Source organism: Luteimonas sp. GW821-FHT14E02 (assembly GCF_058803905.1).
On sequence record NZ_JBXAPK010000007.1, the window covers coordinates 16,125 to 31,055 of the forward strand.

General features: G+C 67.0%; 18 protein-coding genes. 12 read left to right on the top strand and 6 right to left on the bottom strand.

The genetic code is table 11. The annotated features are described in order from the left end of the window. Nucleotides 1–22 precede the first annotated feature (22 nt). Nucleotides 23–1,447 carry a coniferyl aldehyde dehydrogenase gene (locus AC1RNP_RS12560; protein ID WP_493051601.1) on the bottom strand — a complete coding sequence of 475 codons (1,425 nt, stop codon included), beginning with the start codon at nt 1,445–1,447 and terminating at the stop codon, nt 23–25. Nucleotides 1,448–1,558: 111 nt separating this feature from the next. Between AC1RNP_RS12560 and AC1RNP_RS12565 the strand changes: the two genes are divergently transcribed. Next, entirely contained in the window at nt 1,559–2,107 is a 549-nt protein-coding gene (locus tag AC1RNP_RS12565; protein WP_493051602.1) for a gamma carbonic anhydrase family protein, read from the top strand. Here the strand turns inward: AC1RNP_RS12565 and AC1RNP_RS12570 are convergent. Further along, on the bottom strand, nt 2,104–2,361 hold the full coding sequence (locus AC1RNP_RS12570) for a YkgJ family cysteine cluster protein (RefSeq protein WP_493051603.1): 258 nt from the start codon (nt 2,359–2,361) through the stop codon (nt 2,104–2,106). The two genes, AC1RNP_RS12565 and AC1RNP_RS12570, sit on opposite strands and share 4 nt — an antisense overlap. A gap of 193 nt (nt 2,362–2,554) precedes the next feature. Between AC1RNP_RS12570 and AC1RNP_RS12575 the strand changes: the two genes are divergently transcribed. Genes AC1RNP_RS12575 through AC1RNP_RS12585 form a run of 3 tightly spaced genes read left to right on the top strand, consistent with a single transcriptional unit; the run spans nt 2,555 to nt 4,726 of the window. Further along, entirely contained in the window at nt 2,555–3,052 is a 498-nt protein-coding gene (locus tag AC1RNP_RS12575) for an RDD family protein (RefSeq protein WP_493051604.1), read from the top strand. After that, the gene (locus AC1RNP_RS12580; RefSeq protein ID WP_493051605.1) at nt 3,052–3,732 is read left to right on the top strand and encodes an RDD family protein; all 681 of its coding nucleotides are present in this window, start codon (nt 3,052–3,054) and stop codon (nt 3,730–3,732) included. The genes AC1RNP_RS12575 and AC1RNP_RS12580 overlap by 1 nt, the downstream gene beginning before the upstream one ends. Nucleotide 3,733: 1 nt before the next feature. Then, on the top strand, nt 3,734–4,726 hold the full coding sequence (locus AC1RNP_RS12585) for a stage II sporulation protein M (RefSeq protein WP_493051606.1): 993 nt from the start codon (nt 3,734–3,736) through the stop codon (nt 4,724–4,726). Between the two features lie 62 nt (nt 4,727–4,788). Here the strand turns inward: AC1RNP_RS12585 and AC1RNP_RS12590 are convergent, their stop codons facing one another. Then, the gene (locus AC1RNP_RS12590) at nt 4,789–5,001 is read right to left on the bottom strand and encodes a hypothetical protein (protein ID WP_493051607.1); all 213 of its coding nucleotides are present in this window, start codon (nt 4,999–5,001) and stop codon (nt 4,789–4,791) included. 45 nt (nt 5,002–5,046) lie between these two features. Between AC1RNP_RS12590 and AC1RNP_RS12595 the strand changes: the two genes are divergently transcribed. The 3 genes from AC1RNP_RS12595 to AC1RNP_RS12605 are packed head-to-tail and all read left to right on the top strand — an operon-like array spanning nt 5,047 to nt 8,842. After that, the gene (locus tag AC1RNP_RS12595; protein ID WP_493051608.1) at nt 5,047–6,579 is read left to right on the top strand and encodes a DUF4129 domain-containing protein; all 1,533 of its coding nucleotides are present in this window, start codon (nt 5,047–5,049) and stop codon (nt 6,577–6,579) included. Beyond that, complete coding sequence (locus AC1RNP_RS12600; RefSeq protein ID WP_493051609.1) at nt 6,576–7,856, top strand: DUF4350 domain-containing protein; 1,281 nt, start codon at nt 6,576–6,578, stop codon at nt 7,854–7,856. Before AC1RNP_RS12595 ends, AC1RNP_RS12600 begins: the two co-directional genes overlap by 4 nt. Further along, on the top strand, nt 7,853–8,842 hold the full coding sequence (locus tag AC1RNP_RS12605; protein ID WP_493051610.1) for an AAA family ATPase: 990 nt from the start codon (nt 7,853–7,855) through the stop codon (nt 8,840–8,842). The genes AC1RNP_RS12600 and AC1RNP_RS12605 overlap by 4 nt, the downstream gene beginning before the upstream one ends. A gap of 190 nt (nt 8,843–9,032) precedes the next feature. Here AC1RNP_RS12605 and AC1RNP_RS12610 read toward each other — a convergent pair whose 3' ends face one another. Then, a complete protein-coding gene (locus AC1RNP_RS12610) occupies nt 9,033–9,302 on the bottom strand; it encodes a hypothetical protein (protein WP_493051611.1) in 270 nt (89 codons plus the stop codon). On the opposite strand from AC1RNP_RS12610, the gene AC1RNP_RS12615 reads away from it, so the two are divergent. After that, nucleotides 9,301–10,629, top strand: a complete 1,329-nt coding sequence (locus AC1RNP_RS12615; RefSeq protein WP_493051612.1) for a DUF58 domain-containing protein — start codon at nt 9,301–9,303, stop codon at nt 10,627–10,629. The two genes, AC1RNP_RS12610 and AC1RNP_RS12615, sit on opposite strands and share 2 nt — an antisense overlap. 57 nt (nt 10,630–10,686) lie before the next feature. Continuing rightward, nucleotides 10,687–11,424 (top strand): hypothetical protein, encoded by a 738-nt coding sequence (locus AC1RNP_RS12620; RefSeq protein WP_493051613.1) that lies wholly within the window; start codon nt 10,687–10,689, stop codon nt 11,422–11,424. Nucleotides 11,425–11,528: 104 nt separating this feature from the next. Here the strand turns inward: AC1RNP_RS12620 and aroE are convergent, their stop codons facing one another. Both aroE and AC1RNP_RS12630 read right to left on the bottom strand, forming a co-directional pair. Further along, the gene (gene aroE / locus AC1RNP_RS12625) at nt 11,529–12,380 is read right to left on the bottom strand and encodes a shikimate dehydrogenase (RefSeq protein WP_493051614.1); all 852 of its coding nucleotides are present in this window, start codon (nt 12,378–12,380) and stop codon (nt 11,529–11,531) included. A 139-nt stretch (nt 12,381–12,519) separates the two neighbouring features. Further along, nucleotides 12,520–13,413: a LysR substrate-binding domain-containing protein gene (locus AC1RNP_RS12630; RefSeq protein ID WP_493051615.1), complete on the bottom strand. Its 894-nt coding sequence runs from the start codon at nt 13,411–13,413 to the stop codon at nt 12,520–12,522. A 110-nt stretch (nt 13,414–13,523) separates the two neighbouring features. Between AC1RNP_RS12630 and AC1RNP_RS12635 the strand changes: the two genes are divergently transcribed. The 3 genes from AC1RNP_RS12635 to AC1RNP_RS12645 are packed head-to-tail and all read left to right on the top strand — an operon-like array spanning nt 13,524 to nt 14,848. After that, the gene (locus AC1RNP_RS12635; RefSeq protein WP_493051616.1) at nt 13,524–13,847 is read left to right on the top strand and encodes a carboxymuconolactone decarboxylase family protein; all 324 of its coding nucleotides are present in this window, start codon (nt 13,524–13,526) and stop codon (nt 13,845–13,847) included. Nucleotides 13,848–13,850: 3 nt separating this feature from the next. Beyond that, nucleotides 13,851–14,267 (top strand): tautomerase family protein, encoded by a 417-nt coding sequence (locus tag AC1RNP_RS12640; RefSeq protein WP_493051617.1) that lies wholly within the window; start codon nt 13,851–13,853, stop codon nt 14,265–14,267. A gap of 5 nt (nt 14,268–14,272) precedes the next feature. Next, nucleotides 14,273–14,848 carry a DUF4865 family protein gene (locus AC1RNP_RS12645; protein ID WP_493051830.1) on the top strand — a complete coding sequence of 192 codons (576 nt, stop codon included), beginning with the start codon at nt 14,273–14,275 and terminating at the stop codon, nt 14,846–14,848. Nucleotides 14,849–14,931: the final 83 nt, after the last annotated feature.

The following is a 14,931-nucleotide window of genomic DNA, read 5'->3' on the forward strand; positions in this document are numbered from 1 at the left end:
GAGTTCTATCGTTATCTGTCGACTATCGTCCGGCCAGCAGCCGCACCATCCGATCCGCCAGCCCACGATACGGCGGCTTGAGCAAATCCGTCGCCGAACGCCGTGATTGCCACAGCACCGGAATCGTCTTGGTCATCGCATCGAACCCCGCGCGGCCGTGATACTGCCCCATACCGCTGGCGCCGACGCCGCCGAAGGGCAGATTGCTGGCGGCGAAATGCAACAAGGTGTCGTTGACGGTGACGCCACCGGCGAGGATGCGGCCCAGAATCTTCTCGACGGTGCCGCGATCGTGGCTGAAGGGATACAGCGCCAGCGGCCGGTCGTGCGCTTCGATCCACGCCAGCGCTTCGTCGAGGCTGCGATAGCTGCGGATCGGCAGGATCGGGCCGAAGATTTCCTCCTGCATCACCTTGGCATCGTCGCCGGGTTCCAGCACGAGGGTCGGGGCGATGAGGTGTTCGGCCTCGGCGCGGATGGGGTCGATCTCGGCCAACGCGATCACGTCGAGGCCGCGCGCGCGCGCGTCGTCGAGATAGCCGCGCAGGCGCCGGTACTGGCCTTCGTTGATGATGCGGGTGTAGTCGCCGGCGTCCTTGAGGTCGCCGTAGCGCGTCTGCGCTTGCGCGCGCAGCGCCTGCACGAGGGCGTCGCGGCGGCTGTGTTCGACCAGGATGTAGTCGGGCGCGATGCAGGTCTGCCCGCCGTTGAACCATTTGCCGGTGGACAGGCGCGCGGCGGCCTGTTCGACCGGATAGTCGGCGGTGACGATCGCCGGCGATTTGCCGCCGAGTTCGAGCGTCAGCGGCGTCAGGTTCGGCGCGGCCGCCGCCATCACCTTGCGGCCGACCGCCGTAGATCCGGTAAAGACGAGATGGTCGAACGGCAGCGCGGCGAAGGCGGCGCCGAGCGCGGCGTCGCCGAGGGCGACGGCGACGCGATCGGCCGGGAACACCTCGGCCAGCACATCACGCAACCAGGCGCTGGTGCGCGGCGCGTGCTCGGACGGTTTGAGGAAGACGTGGTTGCCGGCGGCGATCGCGGTGGCGAGCGGGATCAGCGCCAGGTTCACCGGATAGTTCCAGGGCGACATCACGCCGACCACGCCCACGGGCTCCGGCCGCAACTGCGCGCGCGCAGGCCATAGCCGCCAGCCGGCGCCGACGCGGCGCGGCTTCATCCAGCCGCGCAGATGGCGACGCAGATGGTCGATCTCGGCGACCACGGTCATGGTCTCGGCGATCAGCATCTCGTGCTGCGAGCGGTGGCCGAAGTCGGCGGAGATCGCCTGCAGCATGGTGTCGGTGCCGGCCTTGACGGCGGCGCGCAGGCGGGCGAGGTCGTCGAGCCGCTGCCGCGCGTCCGGCCGGTTGTGCTGCCAGGCGGCGCGCAGGCGGGCGAGGGTGGGCTGCAGGTCGGCGACGGTGGTCTGGGCGGGCATATCCATGCGTTCAACTATAGGCCGAGCGGGGAACGGAGAGTGAAGCGGGGCCGGGCCAGCATGGCGGGGACGCGATTTTGTCCGCGTCTCCCACCTGCCGCGCACTAAAATCCCCCCATGACCGCCAATCTCCGCTCCTATCGTGACAAGCGCCCCGTGCTCGGCGCCCGTGCCTACGTCGATCCGGCCGCCACCGTCATCGGCGATGTCGTGCTCGAGGACGACGTCTCGGTGTGGCCGCAGACAGTGATCCGCGGCGACGTGAATTTCGTCCGCATCGGCGCCCGCACCAACATCCAGGACGGCACGGTGGTGCACGTCAGCCATGACGGACCACACGCCAAGCTCGGCGGGTTCGCGACGGTGATCGGTGCCGACGTCACCATCGGCCACAAGGCGGTGATCCACGCCTGCCGCATCGAGGACGCGGTGCTGATCGGCATGGGCGCGGCGGTGCTCGACGGCGCGGTGGTGCGCAAGCACGGCTTCGTCGGCGCCGGCGCGCTGATCGCGCCGGGCAAGGTGATCGGCGAGGGCGAGCTGTGGCTCGGCAATCCGGCGAAGAAGGTGCGGATGCTGTCGGATGCGGAGATCGAGGCGCTGTACTACAGCGCCAAGCACTACGTGCGGCTGAAGGATGAGTACCTGAGCGGCGGCGTGTCTTAGTGGGGCGCGGTGGCGAGTTCGAGCAGGCGCAGCGTTTCCAGCGCCTGTCCGCGATCCGCGCCGCACATGTCCTCGGCCGGACGCAGCGAGGCGCAGAACGCCGGACGCGACGGTAAGCCGAACAGGCGGCAGCGATAGTCGTCGTCCAGCTGCACGCAAGGGATGCCGGCCGGCTTGCCGTGCGGCATGCCGGGAATCGGCGAGGTGATCGACGGCGCGATGCAGCAGGCACCGCAGCCTTCACGGCAGCGCATGACGGGTTCCGGCAACGAGTGCGGGTTGGGAGCGGATGTTCGCCACGGTAGCCGCTCCGGCATGGGAGGAACAGGGGCACGATCTCCGCGCGTCCGTGTCGCGCGGTCGAAGGCATGGCCGGACTTCCGTCGCAGTTGCTGTAGTAGCATTGTTCCGGGGATAACCCGTCGACGGTGCAGGGAGACGTCGCACATGGAAGAGGTTCGACAGCCTTTCAATCCGTACTCGGCGCCGGCGGCGCCAGTGTTGCAGTCCGAAGCGAGGGACACGGTGGCACCCGCTTCGCGCTGGAAGCGGTTGGGCGCCTATCTTCTCGACGCTGTGGCGTTCTTCGCGGTGCTGTTTCCGGCCATTCTCGTCGATAGCCTCGGGCGGAGCGAGGACAGCCGGATGTCGACCGCGGCGGGTCTGCTGATCCTGGTCGGATTGGTCGCGTTGCTGGTGATCGATCTGATCCTGCTGCACCGGCACGGTCAGACGCTGGGCAAGCGCTTGTGCGGCATCCGCATCGTGCGCAGCAACGGCCAGCGCGCCGGGCTCGGGCGTCTGTTCGGCCTGCGTTATCTGCTGGCGCAAGGTGTTCTGGGGGTGGTGCCGCTCTTCTCGCTGATCGACACGCTTTTCATTTTCGGTCAGGACACGCGCTGCCTGCACGACCTGATCGCCGACACGACCGTCGTCGACGTCTGATGCTCGATACGTTCCGCGAGGTCCATACACCGGAGGGCGTCGCGTTGCAGTTGCCGGCGGCCGGGCCGGTGCCGCGTGCGCTGGCCTGGCTGGTCGACGCCATCATCCGTTTCGGCGTGATGACCGCCTCGAGCATGGCGCTGGCCTTTCTCGGCGAGGTCGGCATGGCCGTGTATCTCATCGTCATCTTCCTGCTGATGTGGGGCTATCCGGTGGTGTGCGAGGCGATGTTCGACGGCCAGACGCCCGGCAAGCGCGCGCTGGAGCTGCGCGTGGTCTCGGCCGACGGCGCGCCGGTGGGCTGGATGGCGTCGATCGTGCGCAACCTGATGCGCACCGTGGACATGCTGCCGTTTGGCTATGCCTTCGGCGTGATCGCCGGGCTCGCCGATCCCTACGGGCGCAGGCTCGGCGACATGGTCGCCGGCACCGTGGTCGTGCACGCGCCGCGCGTGCGCCTGCTGCGCACCGCGCCGAGCGTGAGCGTGCATGCGCCGGCCGTACCGCTGCGTCCGCAGGAACAAGTGGCGGTGATCGCGTTCGCCGAACGCGCCACGCAACTCACCACCGAACGCCAGCGCGAGCTTGCCGAAATCGTCGAGCCGGTCACCGGCACGCGTGGCGAACTGAGCGTGATTCGCCTGGCCGGCATCGCAAGCTGGCTGCTGGGGCGGCGGTGAGATGAGACAGGCGCATTTCATCGCCCGTCACGAGGCGGAATGGCAGGCGTTCGAGAAGTGGCTCGAGGCGCGCGGCGCCAATCCGCGCCAGGCCCGCACCGAGCGCAAGTGGGAAGGCCTGCGCGACGAGGACATGCCGGTGCAGTACCGGCGCCTGTGCCAGCAACTTGCGCTGGCGCGCCGCCGCGGCTACAGCCCGGTCGTGACCACGCGCCTGCAGGATCTGATGCAGCGCGGCCACAACGCCCTGTACCGGCCGGCGCCGCCGCGCTGGCGTCGCGCGCTGGAATTCCTGATCGCCGAATTCCCGCGCCTGGTGCGCGCACAGCGCGGTTGCCTGTGGATCTCGGCGGCGCTCTTCGTCATTGCCACGATCGGGATGTATCTGGCGGTGCAGTGGAAGCCGGAGCTGATCCACAGCCTGTTCAGCCCGAAGCAGATCGCCGGGTTCGAGGCGATGTACGACCCGGGCGCGACGCACAACAGGATCGGCCGCGAGAGCGGCGGCGACCTGATCATGTTCGGCTACTACATCCTCAACAACGTCAGCATCGCCTTCCGCACCGCCGCCAGCGGTTTCCTCGCCGGGATCGGCTCGCTGCTGGCCTTGGCCTTCAACGGCGCGATCTTCGGCGGCATCGCCGCGCACCTGCAGACGGTGGGGCACGGCGATCCGTTCTGGCGCTTCGTGGTCGGTCATGGCGCGCCGGAATTGACGGCGATCGTGATCGCCGGAGCCGCCGGACTGCGCCTGGGGCTGGATCTGCTCGCGCCGGGACGGCGCCGTCGCATCGATGCGCTGATCGAAGGCGGCAAGGTGTTCGCGCGGCTGTGCCTGGGCGTGTTCGCGATGCTGGTGTTCGCGGCGTTCGTCGAGGCGTTCTGGTCGTCGATCGGCTGGATGCCGGCGTGGATCAAGTTTTCGGTCGGTGGCGTGTTGTGGGTTGGCGTGTTGTTCTGGTTGTGGCGTGGGGGGCGTGCCTATGCACGTTAGCGCCTGCTGTCGATTTGAGTGGGAGGGAAAGCAAAAGCGTTTCGTCCGCTACGCGGCCGAGTTCATTTCTTTTGGTAAGCCCCAAAAGAAACGAACCAAAGAAAAACGCTTTCCCCGACAAAGCAGCCCCAGGGTTTCGTTGCTATCAGGATTTTTCGACTCGCCATCCTGGCTCGGTCGAAAAACGGCGCACATCCCTGTGCGCCGCCCTCCGGGTCTCCCGTTGATCCTATCGTTCGAAGATTTTTTGCAGCAAAAAACAACAACAAAGCCATTGCAGGCTCTACTGCTGCTCCAAGGGCAGCGAGGTAGGAGGCTGTATGCGCCTTGAGTCCTTGCGCGTGGAACTGCGCCCGCGCTCGCCCTGGGAAGCGGTGGAACTCGGCACCGCGCTCGTGCGCACCCATGCCCGCGCGATCTGGGGGCCCTGGCTGCTGATCACGCTGCCCATCTTCGTGCTCGTCAACGCGGCCGGGCTGGCGCTGGGCATGGTCTGGCTGCCGTGGCTGGTGATGTGGTGGCTGAAGCCGTTGTTCGATCGCATTCCGCTGTACGTGCTTTCGCGCGCCGTGTTCGGCGAGGCGCCCGGGACGCGGCAGACGCTCAACGCGCAGCTGCGCTGGGGCTGGCGCGCCATGTGGCCGATGCTGTTGTGGCGCCGCTTCAGCCCGATGCGTGCCATGACGCTGCCGGTGGATCTGCTCGAAGGCGTCGAGTCGCAGCGCCTGCGCGAACGGCGCCGCGTGCTCGTGGCCGGCGTCAGCGGCACCACCATCCTGCTGACGCTGACATGCTTTGGCTTCATCGGCGCGCTGGCGATGTCCGGCGTGTCGCTGGCGATGCTGCTGGTGCCGTTCGAATATCTGCCCGAGCTGCGGAACCAGGTTTGGTTGTTCATGGAATACCAGCCGCCGATCTGGCTGGTGGTGGTGTTGCACGTGCTGGTGTGGGGCGGCACCAGCGTGATCGAACCGTTCTACGTCGGCGCGGGGTTCGGCCTGTACCTCAACCGCCGCACGCAGATCGAGGCCTGGGACGTGGAGATCGCCTTCCGCCGCCTGCGCGCGCGATTGCAGGCGGGCGCCACGACACTGCTGCTCGTCGTGGCGATGGCCATGGCGTTGCCCTCGCATGCGCAGGGCAATCAGATGTGCCCGCTGCCGGAGATCAAGGGCGAGGCTGAGACGGCGACGTTGAAGGAAGTCTTCGGCAAGGGTCTGGTCGACGAAGGCTCGTTCAAGGAGGCGGTCGGCCGCGCCTATCGCGATCCGCTGCTGCGCCCGAAGAAGAAGGAAGTGCGCTGGGAAGAGCGCAATCCGGCGGAGAAGAAGGAGTTCGAGCCGCCGCAGATGAAGTGGCTCACTCGATTACTGGAATCGATCGGCCTCATCGGCGAGATCGCCCTGTGGACCGTGCTCGGCGCCCTCGTGCTGGCCCTGGCATTGACCGCGAAACGCTGGTGGCCGTGGCTGCGCGGCGGCTTGTCGGGGCAGCAGGAACCGCCGCCGGTGGATGTGACCGATGCGACGTTGCCGGACATCCTGCCCGATGACATCGCCACCGCCGCGCGCAAGCTGTGGCGCGAGGGACGTCCGCGCCGCGCGCTGGCGCTGCTGTATCGCGCCAGCGTCGAGGTGATGGCTGAACGCGCCGGTGTCGCGCTCGTGCCCGGCGCCACCGAATCCGAATGCCTGCGCGCTTCCAGGCGCATGCCGCAGGGCGAGGATCGCGACGCGTTCTCGCGCATCGTGCGCGTCTGGCAGTACGCGGCCTATGCGCAGCGGCTGCCGGAAGATGCCGAATTCGAGACGCTGCTCGGCACGCTTTCGCAGCGCTTCGGATGGGCGGCATGAGCGCGGGCAAGAACAACAAGGGGCTGATCGCGCTCGCCAGTCTCGGCGCAGCGGTGGTGATCGCGCTGATCGCGTGGTGGTGGCATCACAACTACAAGCGCGTCGAGCACATCGTCCCGCTGCCGCCGCGCGGCGAGGCGAGCTACAACCCGCTGTACGCGCTGAAGCTGGCCCTGCGCAACGAAGGCGTCAAGGTCGATGCGCGGCAACGGCTTCAGCTTGATCAGTCGCCGCTCGGCCGTCACGACACGCTGGTGCTGTACAACGATCCGCGCACGCTGCCGACCGTCGATGTCGATGCGCTGCTCGAGTGGGTATCCGATGGCGGACATCTGCTGTTGCGCATGCCGCCGGAGGAGCACTTCGGCAGCGAGATTCGCCCCAGACAATTGCTGTGGAGCTTGAAACTGCGCCCGATGCCGGACGAATCCGCCTGCATGCCGTTGGGGGCGGAAAAATCAGAGGGTGATTCCGAAACGGAAACCGAAGACGAGGCCGATGCCGAATCCGAACCGCCTGCCGGGCTGAAAAGCCCAAGCAGAGCCGAAGCAGAAGCGGCAGCCGAGGCCGCGGCCAAAGCGGCGGAGAAGGCGGCCCGGATCACGTCGCCGATGCTGTTCTGCGGCAGCGCACGCTTCACCATGGATGGCGTCGAACCGGTGCTGAGTTGGGGCGATCTCGACGCCGGCTACGTCTACGCCCGTCTGGCGCACGGCGACGGCACCGTCGATGTGCTGTCCGATCTGGATTTCCTCGACAACGACGAACTCGAACACCCCGCCAAGCTGGCGCTCGCGCGTCAGCTGCTGCAGCCGGGATGGAAGCAAGGCACGGTGCACCTGATCTACGCCGCCAGCATGCCGCCGCTGTGGCGGTTGCTGCTGGAGAAGGCATGGATGGCGTGGGTGCCGCTGCTGCTGGCCGTGTTCGCCTGGCTGTGGATGCGCAAGCAGCGCTTCGGCCCGCTGCGGCCCACGCTGGAGCCCGGGCGCCGCGCCCTGCTCGAACACGTGCAGGCCAGCGGCGAACACCTCTGGCGCTACGGCCGCGCGCACGTGCTGCATCAGGCGATGCGCGATGCCTTCTTTGCGCGCCTGCGCCGCCGTGATCCGTTGGCCGCCGCGCTCGACGGACCCGCGCAGGCGCAGGCCATCGCCGAGCACACCGGCATGCCGGTGGCCGACGTCGTCCACGCCTTGCAGACTCCCAGACCTTCCGACGGCGCCGATTTCCGGCTCCGCATCGCCCGCTTGATCCAGATGAGACAGAAACTATGAGCGAGACCGAACAGCTTCCCGCACCGATCACGGGCGACGCCCTTGCCGAACGCGTCACGCGCGTGCGCGACGAAGTGGGCAAAGCCTTCATCGGCCAACCCGACGTGCTCGACCAGATTCTCGTCGCCCTGCTGGCCGGCGGCCACGTGCTGATCGAAGGCGTGCCCGGCCTCGGCAAGACCCTGCTGGTGCGCGCGCTGGCGCAGGCGCTGGGCTGCGGTTTCGCCCGTGTGCAGTTCACGCCCGACCTGATGCCCAGCGACGTCAGCGGCCATGCCGTCTACGATCCGAAAACCGAGAGCTTCGTGATCCGGCGCGGACCAATATTCACCAACCTGCTGCTCGCCGACGAGATCAACCGCGCGCCGGCGAAGACGCAGTCGGCATTGCTGGAAGTGATGCAGGAACAGCAGGTCACCATCGAAGGCGCGAGCTTCCCGCTGTCGCCGCCGTTCATGGCCCTGGCCACGCAGAACCCGGTCGAGCAGGAGGGCACGTATCCGTTGCCGGAGGCGCAGCTCGATCGCTTCCTGCTGAAGATCCTGATCGACTATCCCTCGCAGATCGACGAAGCGCGCATGGTGGCCGCGGTCAGTGCAGGACGCACCGCCGCGGATTTCGATCTGTCGCAGGTGACGCAGGTGTCATCGGCGCAGGACATCGTCGCCATGCAGCAGGGCACGGCGATGATCACCGTCGACGATGCCGTCGTGCAGTACGCGGTGCGGATCGCCGCGGCGACGCGGACATGGCCGGGCATTGCACTCGGCGCCGGCCCACGCGGCAGCCTCGCGCTGGTGCGCGCGGGACGTGCGCAGGCGGTGCTGATGGGGCGTGATTTCGTCACGCCGGACGATATTCGCGACATCGCCAAGCCGGCGTTGCGGCATCGCATCGAGTTGGCGCCGGAGCTGCAGATCGAGGGGCAGGATGCGGATCAGGTGTTGCATGCGTTGTTGGCGAAGGTGGAGGCGCCGCGGCAGTGATCTCTTCGCTGCCTTTGCTCGTCATTCCGGCGGAAGCCGGGTTTTTAACAGCCGGATGGCTGGTCATCCAGCTGTTCGCTTCATCGTCGTCCCAGCGAAAGCTGGGATCCATTTTTGCTTTCGCTGTTGCTTGTGCAGAGCAAAGGCGTTTCGTCCGCTACGCGGCCGAGTTCATTTCTTTTGATAAGCGTCACTGCACGCGCAGGAGCGCGTGCGAACGGCGCAGCCGGCCCCGAAGGGGTGAGCGCCATGGATGGCGCGAATCAAAGAAACGAACCAAAGAAAAACGCTTTCCCCGACAAAGCAATCCCAACGTTTCATTGCTATCAGGATTTTTCGACTCGCCATCCATGGCTCGGTCGAAAAACGGCGCACATCCCTGTGCGCCGCCCTCCGGGTCTCCGTGAAGTGCTGACGTCTCGATACTTTTAGAAGCAAAAACAGAACAACCGAATTTCATGGCCAATCCGCTCCACACCGTCATTCCAAAGCCTGCCCCGTTACTGGTAACGGCGCTTGCGCTGTGGGCGGCACTGGGTGTGGTGACGAGTATCGGCTGGCTGCCGCCGCAGGCCTGGATCTGGAGCGGAGCGGGGCTGGCTGTGCTGGCACTGGTCGATGCCTGGCGCCTGCGCCGACGCGCGACGCCGGAGATCGTCCGCGATGTGCCGGAAGCCCTGCCGATCGGTGTCGAGCGGGATGTCGTGCTGCACGTGGAAGGCGGTTCGCGTCGCCAGCGTGTCGACGTGCATGACCTGCATCCCGGCGGTTGGGAAGCGCAGGATCTTCCGCGTCGGATCGCGTTGACGCCGGGCACGGTGTCCAGCTTCGCCTACCGTCTGCGCCCGAATGCGCGCGGCGACTTCGTTTTCGACGGTGTGCAACTGCGTTTGCTGTCGCCATTCCGATTGTGGCGGCAATCGCGCGTGGCGGGCGTGCCACAGCGGGTGCGCGTGTTTCCGAATTTCGCGCCATTGGCGCGGTTGGCGTTGCTGAGCGCGGAGCAGGCCTCGCGGATCGTGGGTGCGCATCTCAAGCGGCGGCGCGGCGAGGGCACTGACTTCCATCAGATGCGCGAGTACCGCATCGGCGACAGTCTGCGCCAGATCGACTGGAAGGCCACCGCGCGTGCGCGCAAGCTGATCTCGCGCGAATACCAGGACGAGAAGAACCAGCAGCTGGTGATGGTGCTCGATGCCGGGCGCCGCATGCGTGCGCGCGATGGCGAGCTGGCGCATTTCGATCATGCGCTCGACGCGACGCTGGTGGTGTCCTATCTGGCACTGCGCCAGGGCGATGCAGTAGGTCTGTTCACCACCGGCAGCGAGCAGCGCTGGGTGGCGCCGCAACGCAGTCTCGGCGCCATCGACACCCTGCTCGGTGCCTGCTACGACCTGCAGCCGCAATCGGTGGCCACCGACTATCTGGCCGCGGCGACCGAGCTGTCGCTGCGCCAGCGTCGTCGTGCCCTGTTGATGCTGGTCACCAATCTGCGCGATGAGGACAGCGAGGATCTGTTGACGGCGGTGCGTATGCTGCAGCGTCGCCATCTCGTCGTTGTCGCGTCCCTGCGCGAGCGTGCTGTCGACGAAGCCCTTGATGGTCCTGCCGACGATCACGCCACCGCGATCCGCGCCAGTGCCGCCGCACGTTATCTGGCGCAGCGCGCCGCGGTGCACGACGCCTTGCGGCGCCATCGCGTCACGGTGCTCGATGTCACCTGCGAACAGCTGCCGGCGGCATTGGTGGAGCGCTATCTGGCCATCAAGCGGGATGGATTGCTGTAGGCGGGCTGCCGTTCCCCCGTTCTGCGGCTGCGGTACCCGAATCATGTGAGGTTTCGGATGTTCGACCCGTTCGCAAACAGCGAAGTGAATCTCGGCAGAGCTGGCTGGTGGCTGCTGATCAGCGTGCTCGGCGGCGGCGCATTGATCGTTGCATTCGAGCAGTTGGCGCTTCCTGTCGCGCCGGTCCTGATCGGCATTCTGCTCATCAACCTGGTTCCGGCCTGGTTCCTTGCCAAGGCCGCGCGTGCGGCAGGCAGGAATCCGTTGCTCTACGGCGTGCTTGCCGTGCTCGGGTCGCCGCTCTCGATCTTGTTGTTTCTCTATCTGCGCAGTCTCGAGATGCCCCCCGTCCAGGTCAAAGGGAGCGAATCGAAATCGGAAATGGAACGCTTCACGTCCGTGATGCGCGAGCATGGCGTCGGCGAAACGGTGTCCGGACTGACGGCTTGGAACGCGTTCAAGGACTACGGCTACGGCGCATATGGGCTGCCGGGCGTCGGACTGCTTTTTCAGGCCGGCACCTACGACTTCTCCGGAGCGGCGCGTTTCCATTTCACGCCGGTCTGTCAGTTCGAGACTACGGCGCCCGATGGTGAGCACGATCATTTCGAGCAGCTGCTTTGCGAACTCGCCTGTCCGCCGCGCGATGAGTTGAGCGGGGTGCAGATCGTGCTGTGGTCGTTCGATTATCCTTCCGCCGAAGCCTTCTTCACGGCTGTCGAGGCGACGCCCGAGTTCCGCATTGCCGCGGCGCAGCCGGACTATCGGGTTTCGATCCGCCACGAACTTGTCTAACGCGCCAAGTGCGGCGCTGTAGACAACGTTGAAGGCGTCCGGGAGCGCTGCCGTCGACGAGCTTGATATTGCGGTCGCCCGAAATCGGACGGCCCGCGGCGCGATCAGTCCGCGGTCATCAGTGCCGCGTTGCGTTCGCGCAACGCTTCGTAGACCTCGTCCGTCTCCGGCCGCACGCCGTGCCACAGCTGGAAGCTTTCCGCCGCCTGTTCGACCAGCATGCCGAGGCCGTCGATCGCTTCGTGCGCATTGGCGGCGCGCGCCCAGGCGAGGAACGGGATCGCCGCTTCGCCATAGCTGAGATCGACGCAGGCGGTGCGCGCGCCGACCAGCGACATCGGCAGCTTCTGCATGCCGCCGTTGCGTGCGGCCGAGGTGGCGTTGATGATCAGGTCGAATTCGCCGAGCGCGGGCAGGTCGGTGTAGTAGCGCGAGTGCACGCGTCCCGGCTGGCCCTGCGCGTCGATCAGTGCGTCGGCGCGGGCGCTGTCGCGGTTGACCACGTACAGGTCGCCGATGCCCGCGTCGAGCAGCGCCGGTGCCACGCCGCGCGCCGCGCCGCCGGCGCCGAGCAGCAGGGTGCGGCGTTCGCGCAGGTCGAGGCCCTGGCGGTCGCCCAGATCGCGCAGCAATCCCGCGCCGTCGGTGTTGTCGCCGCGCCAGTTGGCGCCGTCTTCGGTGCGCGTGAGCGTGTTGACGGCGCCGGCGCGTTTCGCGCGCGGGCTGACGTCGACGCAGAGCTTGAAGGCGGCTTCCTTGAGCGGCAGCGTCACGTTCGCGCCCTTGCCGCCGCTCGCGGCGAAGGCGGCCAGCGATGCGGTGAAGGCCTCCGGGGTCGCTTCGATCGTCTCGTATTGCAGCGCGATGCCGGTCTGCTTCGCGAACGAAGCGTGGATGCGCGGCGAGAGCGACTGTGCGACCGGATGACCGAACAGGGCATGGCGGGATGGGGACATTGCAGCCTCGATTGCTGAAGGAGGATAAGGGTCGGCCCGTATCGTCCGGCCGCGAGACCCGAAGTCAGTCTACTCCCGCGCCGGGCGCCTCGCTTCACAACGATGTGTCATGACGGTGCGTGGGCGGGCGCATTGCGGATCACATTGCCGTCAGTGTGTCTCGCACGGCTTCGCGCAGCAGGTCCGCCAGGCGCGTCACCGCCGGTGCGGGCGTGGCTTCGGCGTGAGACAGACCGAACAAGCTCAGGCCCAGTGTCGGCACGGACGGCAGCGCCGGATCGTCCAGCATGCGCACGCTTTCGGGCAGTCCGATCGGCGTGCGCAGACTCAGGCCGAGGCCGGCGCTCACCGCCGCCCAGATGCCGGCGAGGCTGGCGCTGGTGAAGGCCAGGCGCCACGGGATGCCGGCGCGATCGAGCGCGGCCGTGGCGGCGCTACGCATCACGCAAGGGGATTCCAGCATCACCAGTGGCAGCGGTTCGCGAGGGTCCTGCGGGAATTCGGGCGCACCCGTTCGCGAACCGATCCAGCGCATCGGTACTTCGCCCAGATGTTCTCCCTGCGCCAGAGCATCGCCGGTCTCCCAGGCGAGTGCCAGATCCAGCTGCCCGCCGCGCACGCGATCGAGCAGTTCGGCATTGCGCGCGATGCGCGCCTCGATGCGCACGCGCGGATGCGCGCGCGCGAAGCGGCCGAGGACATTGGAGAGCAGGCTTTCGCCGAAATCCTCCTGCAGGCCCAGCCGCACCCAGCCTTCGAGCGCGGTGCCGCGCAGGGCCGTGGCGGCTTCGTCGTTGAGATCGAGCAGGCGACGGGCATAGGCCAGCAGCGTGTCGCCGGCATCGGTGAGTGCCAGCCCACGGCCGGCGCGACGCAGGATCGGGGTGCCGGCCTGTTCCTCCAGCTTCTTCAACTGCGCGCTGACAGCGGAAGTGGAACGATTCAGGCGCTCGGCCGCCCTGGCGAAGCTGCCCAGTTCGACGCCGACGGCGAAGCTGCGCAGGGCGTCGAGATCGAAGTGGATGCCGCGCATCTAAATTGTCCTGAATTTCAGAACGGTTGATTCGAAATTTCCCGATTTCTTTTACAAAGTTGCGGAACTAGGCTGGTTCCGTCAAGTCCTCCCCTGCAAGAGACCCCGTCATGCCCCAAGACCCCGACTACGCCCGCAAGGCCATCGGCGATCTCGCCCCGACACTGGCCGAACTGACCGACGACCTGGTGTTCGGCGACATCTGGACCCGCCCCGGCCTGTCGCCGCGCGAGCGCAGCCTCGCCACGGTCTCGGCGCTGATCGCCCTCAACCGCACTGAGCAACTGCCCTTCCACCTGCGCCTGGCGATCGAGAACGGCATCGATCGCGAGCAACTGGTCGAGCTGATCACGCATCTGGCTTTCTATGGCGGCTGGCCGGTGGCGTTTTCCGCGATCCGGGTGCTGCGCGAACTGGATTCCACTGGAGCCTGAACCATGCCCTACGCCCGTATCTCCCTGCATCGGGGCAAGTCGCCCGAATATCTGCGGCAATTGTCCGACGGCGTGTACCGCGCCATGCGCGAAGCCTTCGATGTGCCGGAACACGATCGCTTCCAGGTCATCCATCAGCTCGATCCGGGCGAACTGGTATTTGATCGCGACTATCTCGGCGGTCCGCGTTCGGATGATTTCGTGCTGATCGCGATCACCGCCGGTCGCCCGCGCGACGGCGCGACCAAGCGTGCCTTCTATGCGCGCACGGTGGAACTGCTTGCGCAGGCGCCGGGCATCGCGCCGGAGGACGTCATGATCGTGATCCAGACCACGGCGAGCGACGACTGGTCGTTCGGTGGCGGCCGCGCCGGCATCACCGCCGCCGAAGCGGGTGGCATCGATGGAGCCGCACGGTGATCGCGATGCAGTACAGCATCGGCCTCCCGGCGGATTACGACATGGAGATCATCCGCCGCCGCATCGTCGAGAAGGGACCGCTCCTCGACGGATTTCCCGGACTCGGCTTCAAGGCGTACCTGTATGCCGACCGGAACGATGCCGTGCTGCCCAGCCGCGACAATCTCTATGCGCCGTTCTACGTGTGGCGCGACATCGCGGGCATGAATGCGTTCCTGTGCGGGGATGGATTCGCGGCATTGTCGGCAGCGTTCGGGCGTCCGGCGGTGCGCGTCTGGTCGGTGTGGCGGGACGATGCCGCGCCGGACTCGCGTCAGGCCGGCTTGCGATCAGCCGTCTGTGCCAGCCGCGATCTCGTCGTGCTGTCCGGCAATGCCGATCTGAAGGACGCACAGATACAGGCCGCCGCGCGTGCGCGCGAAGACATCGCCGAAGGCGCGCTGGCCGCGGTGGATGCCTACGATCCGCAGACCTGGACTTCGGTGTCGTTCCGCCTCTGGGATCGCTTGCGTCCTGAACTCGCGCGGCCGGATCGCCAACTGTACCGCGTCGGTCATGTTTCGCTGCCGCAGGCCGCGTGAAGCGCGGCCGTGTGCCGGATCGCACTTGTTCGCGGCCGACGCCCTGCACTAGTCTCCGCCGCGACCAGTCGGGGAGAAGGGCG

Coding starts and splice junctions, on each gene's coding strand:
- AC1RNP_RS12645 (WP_493051830.1), top strand. CDS start 14,273: ATGCAGTACAGCATCGGCCTCCCGGCGGATTACGACATGGAGATCATC.
- AC1RNP_RS12615 (WP_493051612.1), top strand. CDS start 9,301: ATGGCCAATCCGCTCCACACCGTCATTCCAAAGCCTGCCCCGTTACTG.
- AC1RNP_RS12565 (WP_493051602.1), top strand. CDS start 1,559: ATGACCGCCAATCTCCGCTCCTATCGTGACAAGCGCCCCGTGCTCGGC.
- AC1RNP_RS12630 (WP_493051615.1), bottom strand. CDS start 13,413: ATGCGCGGCATCCACTTCGATCTCGACGCCCTGCGCAGCTTCGCCGTC.
- AC1RNP_RS12585 (WP_493051606.1), top strand. CDS start 3,734: ATGAGACAGGCGCATTTCATCGCCCGTCACGAGGCGGAATGGCAGGCG.
- AC1RNP_RS12580 (WP_493051605.1), top strand. CDS start 3,052: ATGCTCGATACGTTCCGCGAGGTCCATACACCGGAGGGCGTCGCGTTG.
- AC1RNP_RS12595 (WP_493051608.1), top strand. CDS start 5,047: ATGCGCCTTGAGTCCTTGCGCGTGGAACTGCGCCCGCGCTCGCCCTGG.
- AC1RNP_RS12635 (WP_493051616.1), top strand. CDS start 13,524: ATGCCCCAAGACCCCGACTACGCCCGCAAGGCCATCGGCGATCTCGCC.
- AC1RNP_RS12560 (WP_493051601.1), bottom strand. CDS start 1,447: ATGGATATGCCCGCCCAGACCACCGTCGCCGACCTGCAGCCCACCCTC.
- AC1RNP_RS12600 (WP_493051609.1), top strand. CDS start 6,576: ATGAGCGCGGGCAAGAACAACAAGGGGCTGATCGCGCTCGCCAGTCTC.
- AC1RNP_RS12590 (WP_493051607.1), bottom strand. CDS start 5,001: ATGGCTTTGTTGTTGTTTTTTGCTGCAAAAAATCTTCGAACGATAGGA.
- AC1RNP_RS12570 (WP_493051603.1), bottom strand. CDS start 2,361: ATGCGCTGCCGTGAAGGCTGCGGTGCCTGCTGCATCGCGCCGTCGATC.
- AC1RNP_RS12575 (WP_493051604.1), top strand. CDS start 2,555: ATGGAAGAGGTTCGACAGCCTTTCAATCCGTACTCGGCGCCGGCGGCG.
- AC1RNP_RS12640 (WP_493051617.1), top strand. CDS start 13,851: ATGCCCTACGCCCGTATCTCCCTGCATCGGGGCAAGTCGCCCGAATAT.
- AC1RNP_RS12620 (WP_493051613.1), top strand. CDS start 10,687: ATGTTCGACCCGTTCGCAAACAGCGAAGTGAATCTCGGCAGAGCTGGC.
- AC1RNP_RS12605 (WP_493051610.1), top strand. CDS start 7,853: ATGAGCGAGACCGAACAGCTTCCCGCACCGATCACGGGCGACGCCCTT.
- aroE (WP_493051614.1), bottom strand. CDS start 12,380: ATGTCCCCATCCCGCCATGCCCTGTTCGGTCATCCGGTCGCACAGTCG.
- AC1RNP_RS12610 (WP_493051611.1), bottom strand. CDS start 9,302: ATGAAATTCGGTTGTTCTGTTTTTGCTTCTAAAAGTATCGAGACGTCA.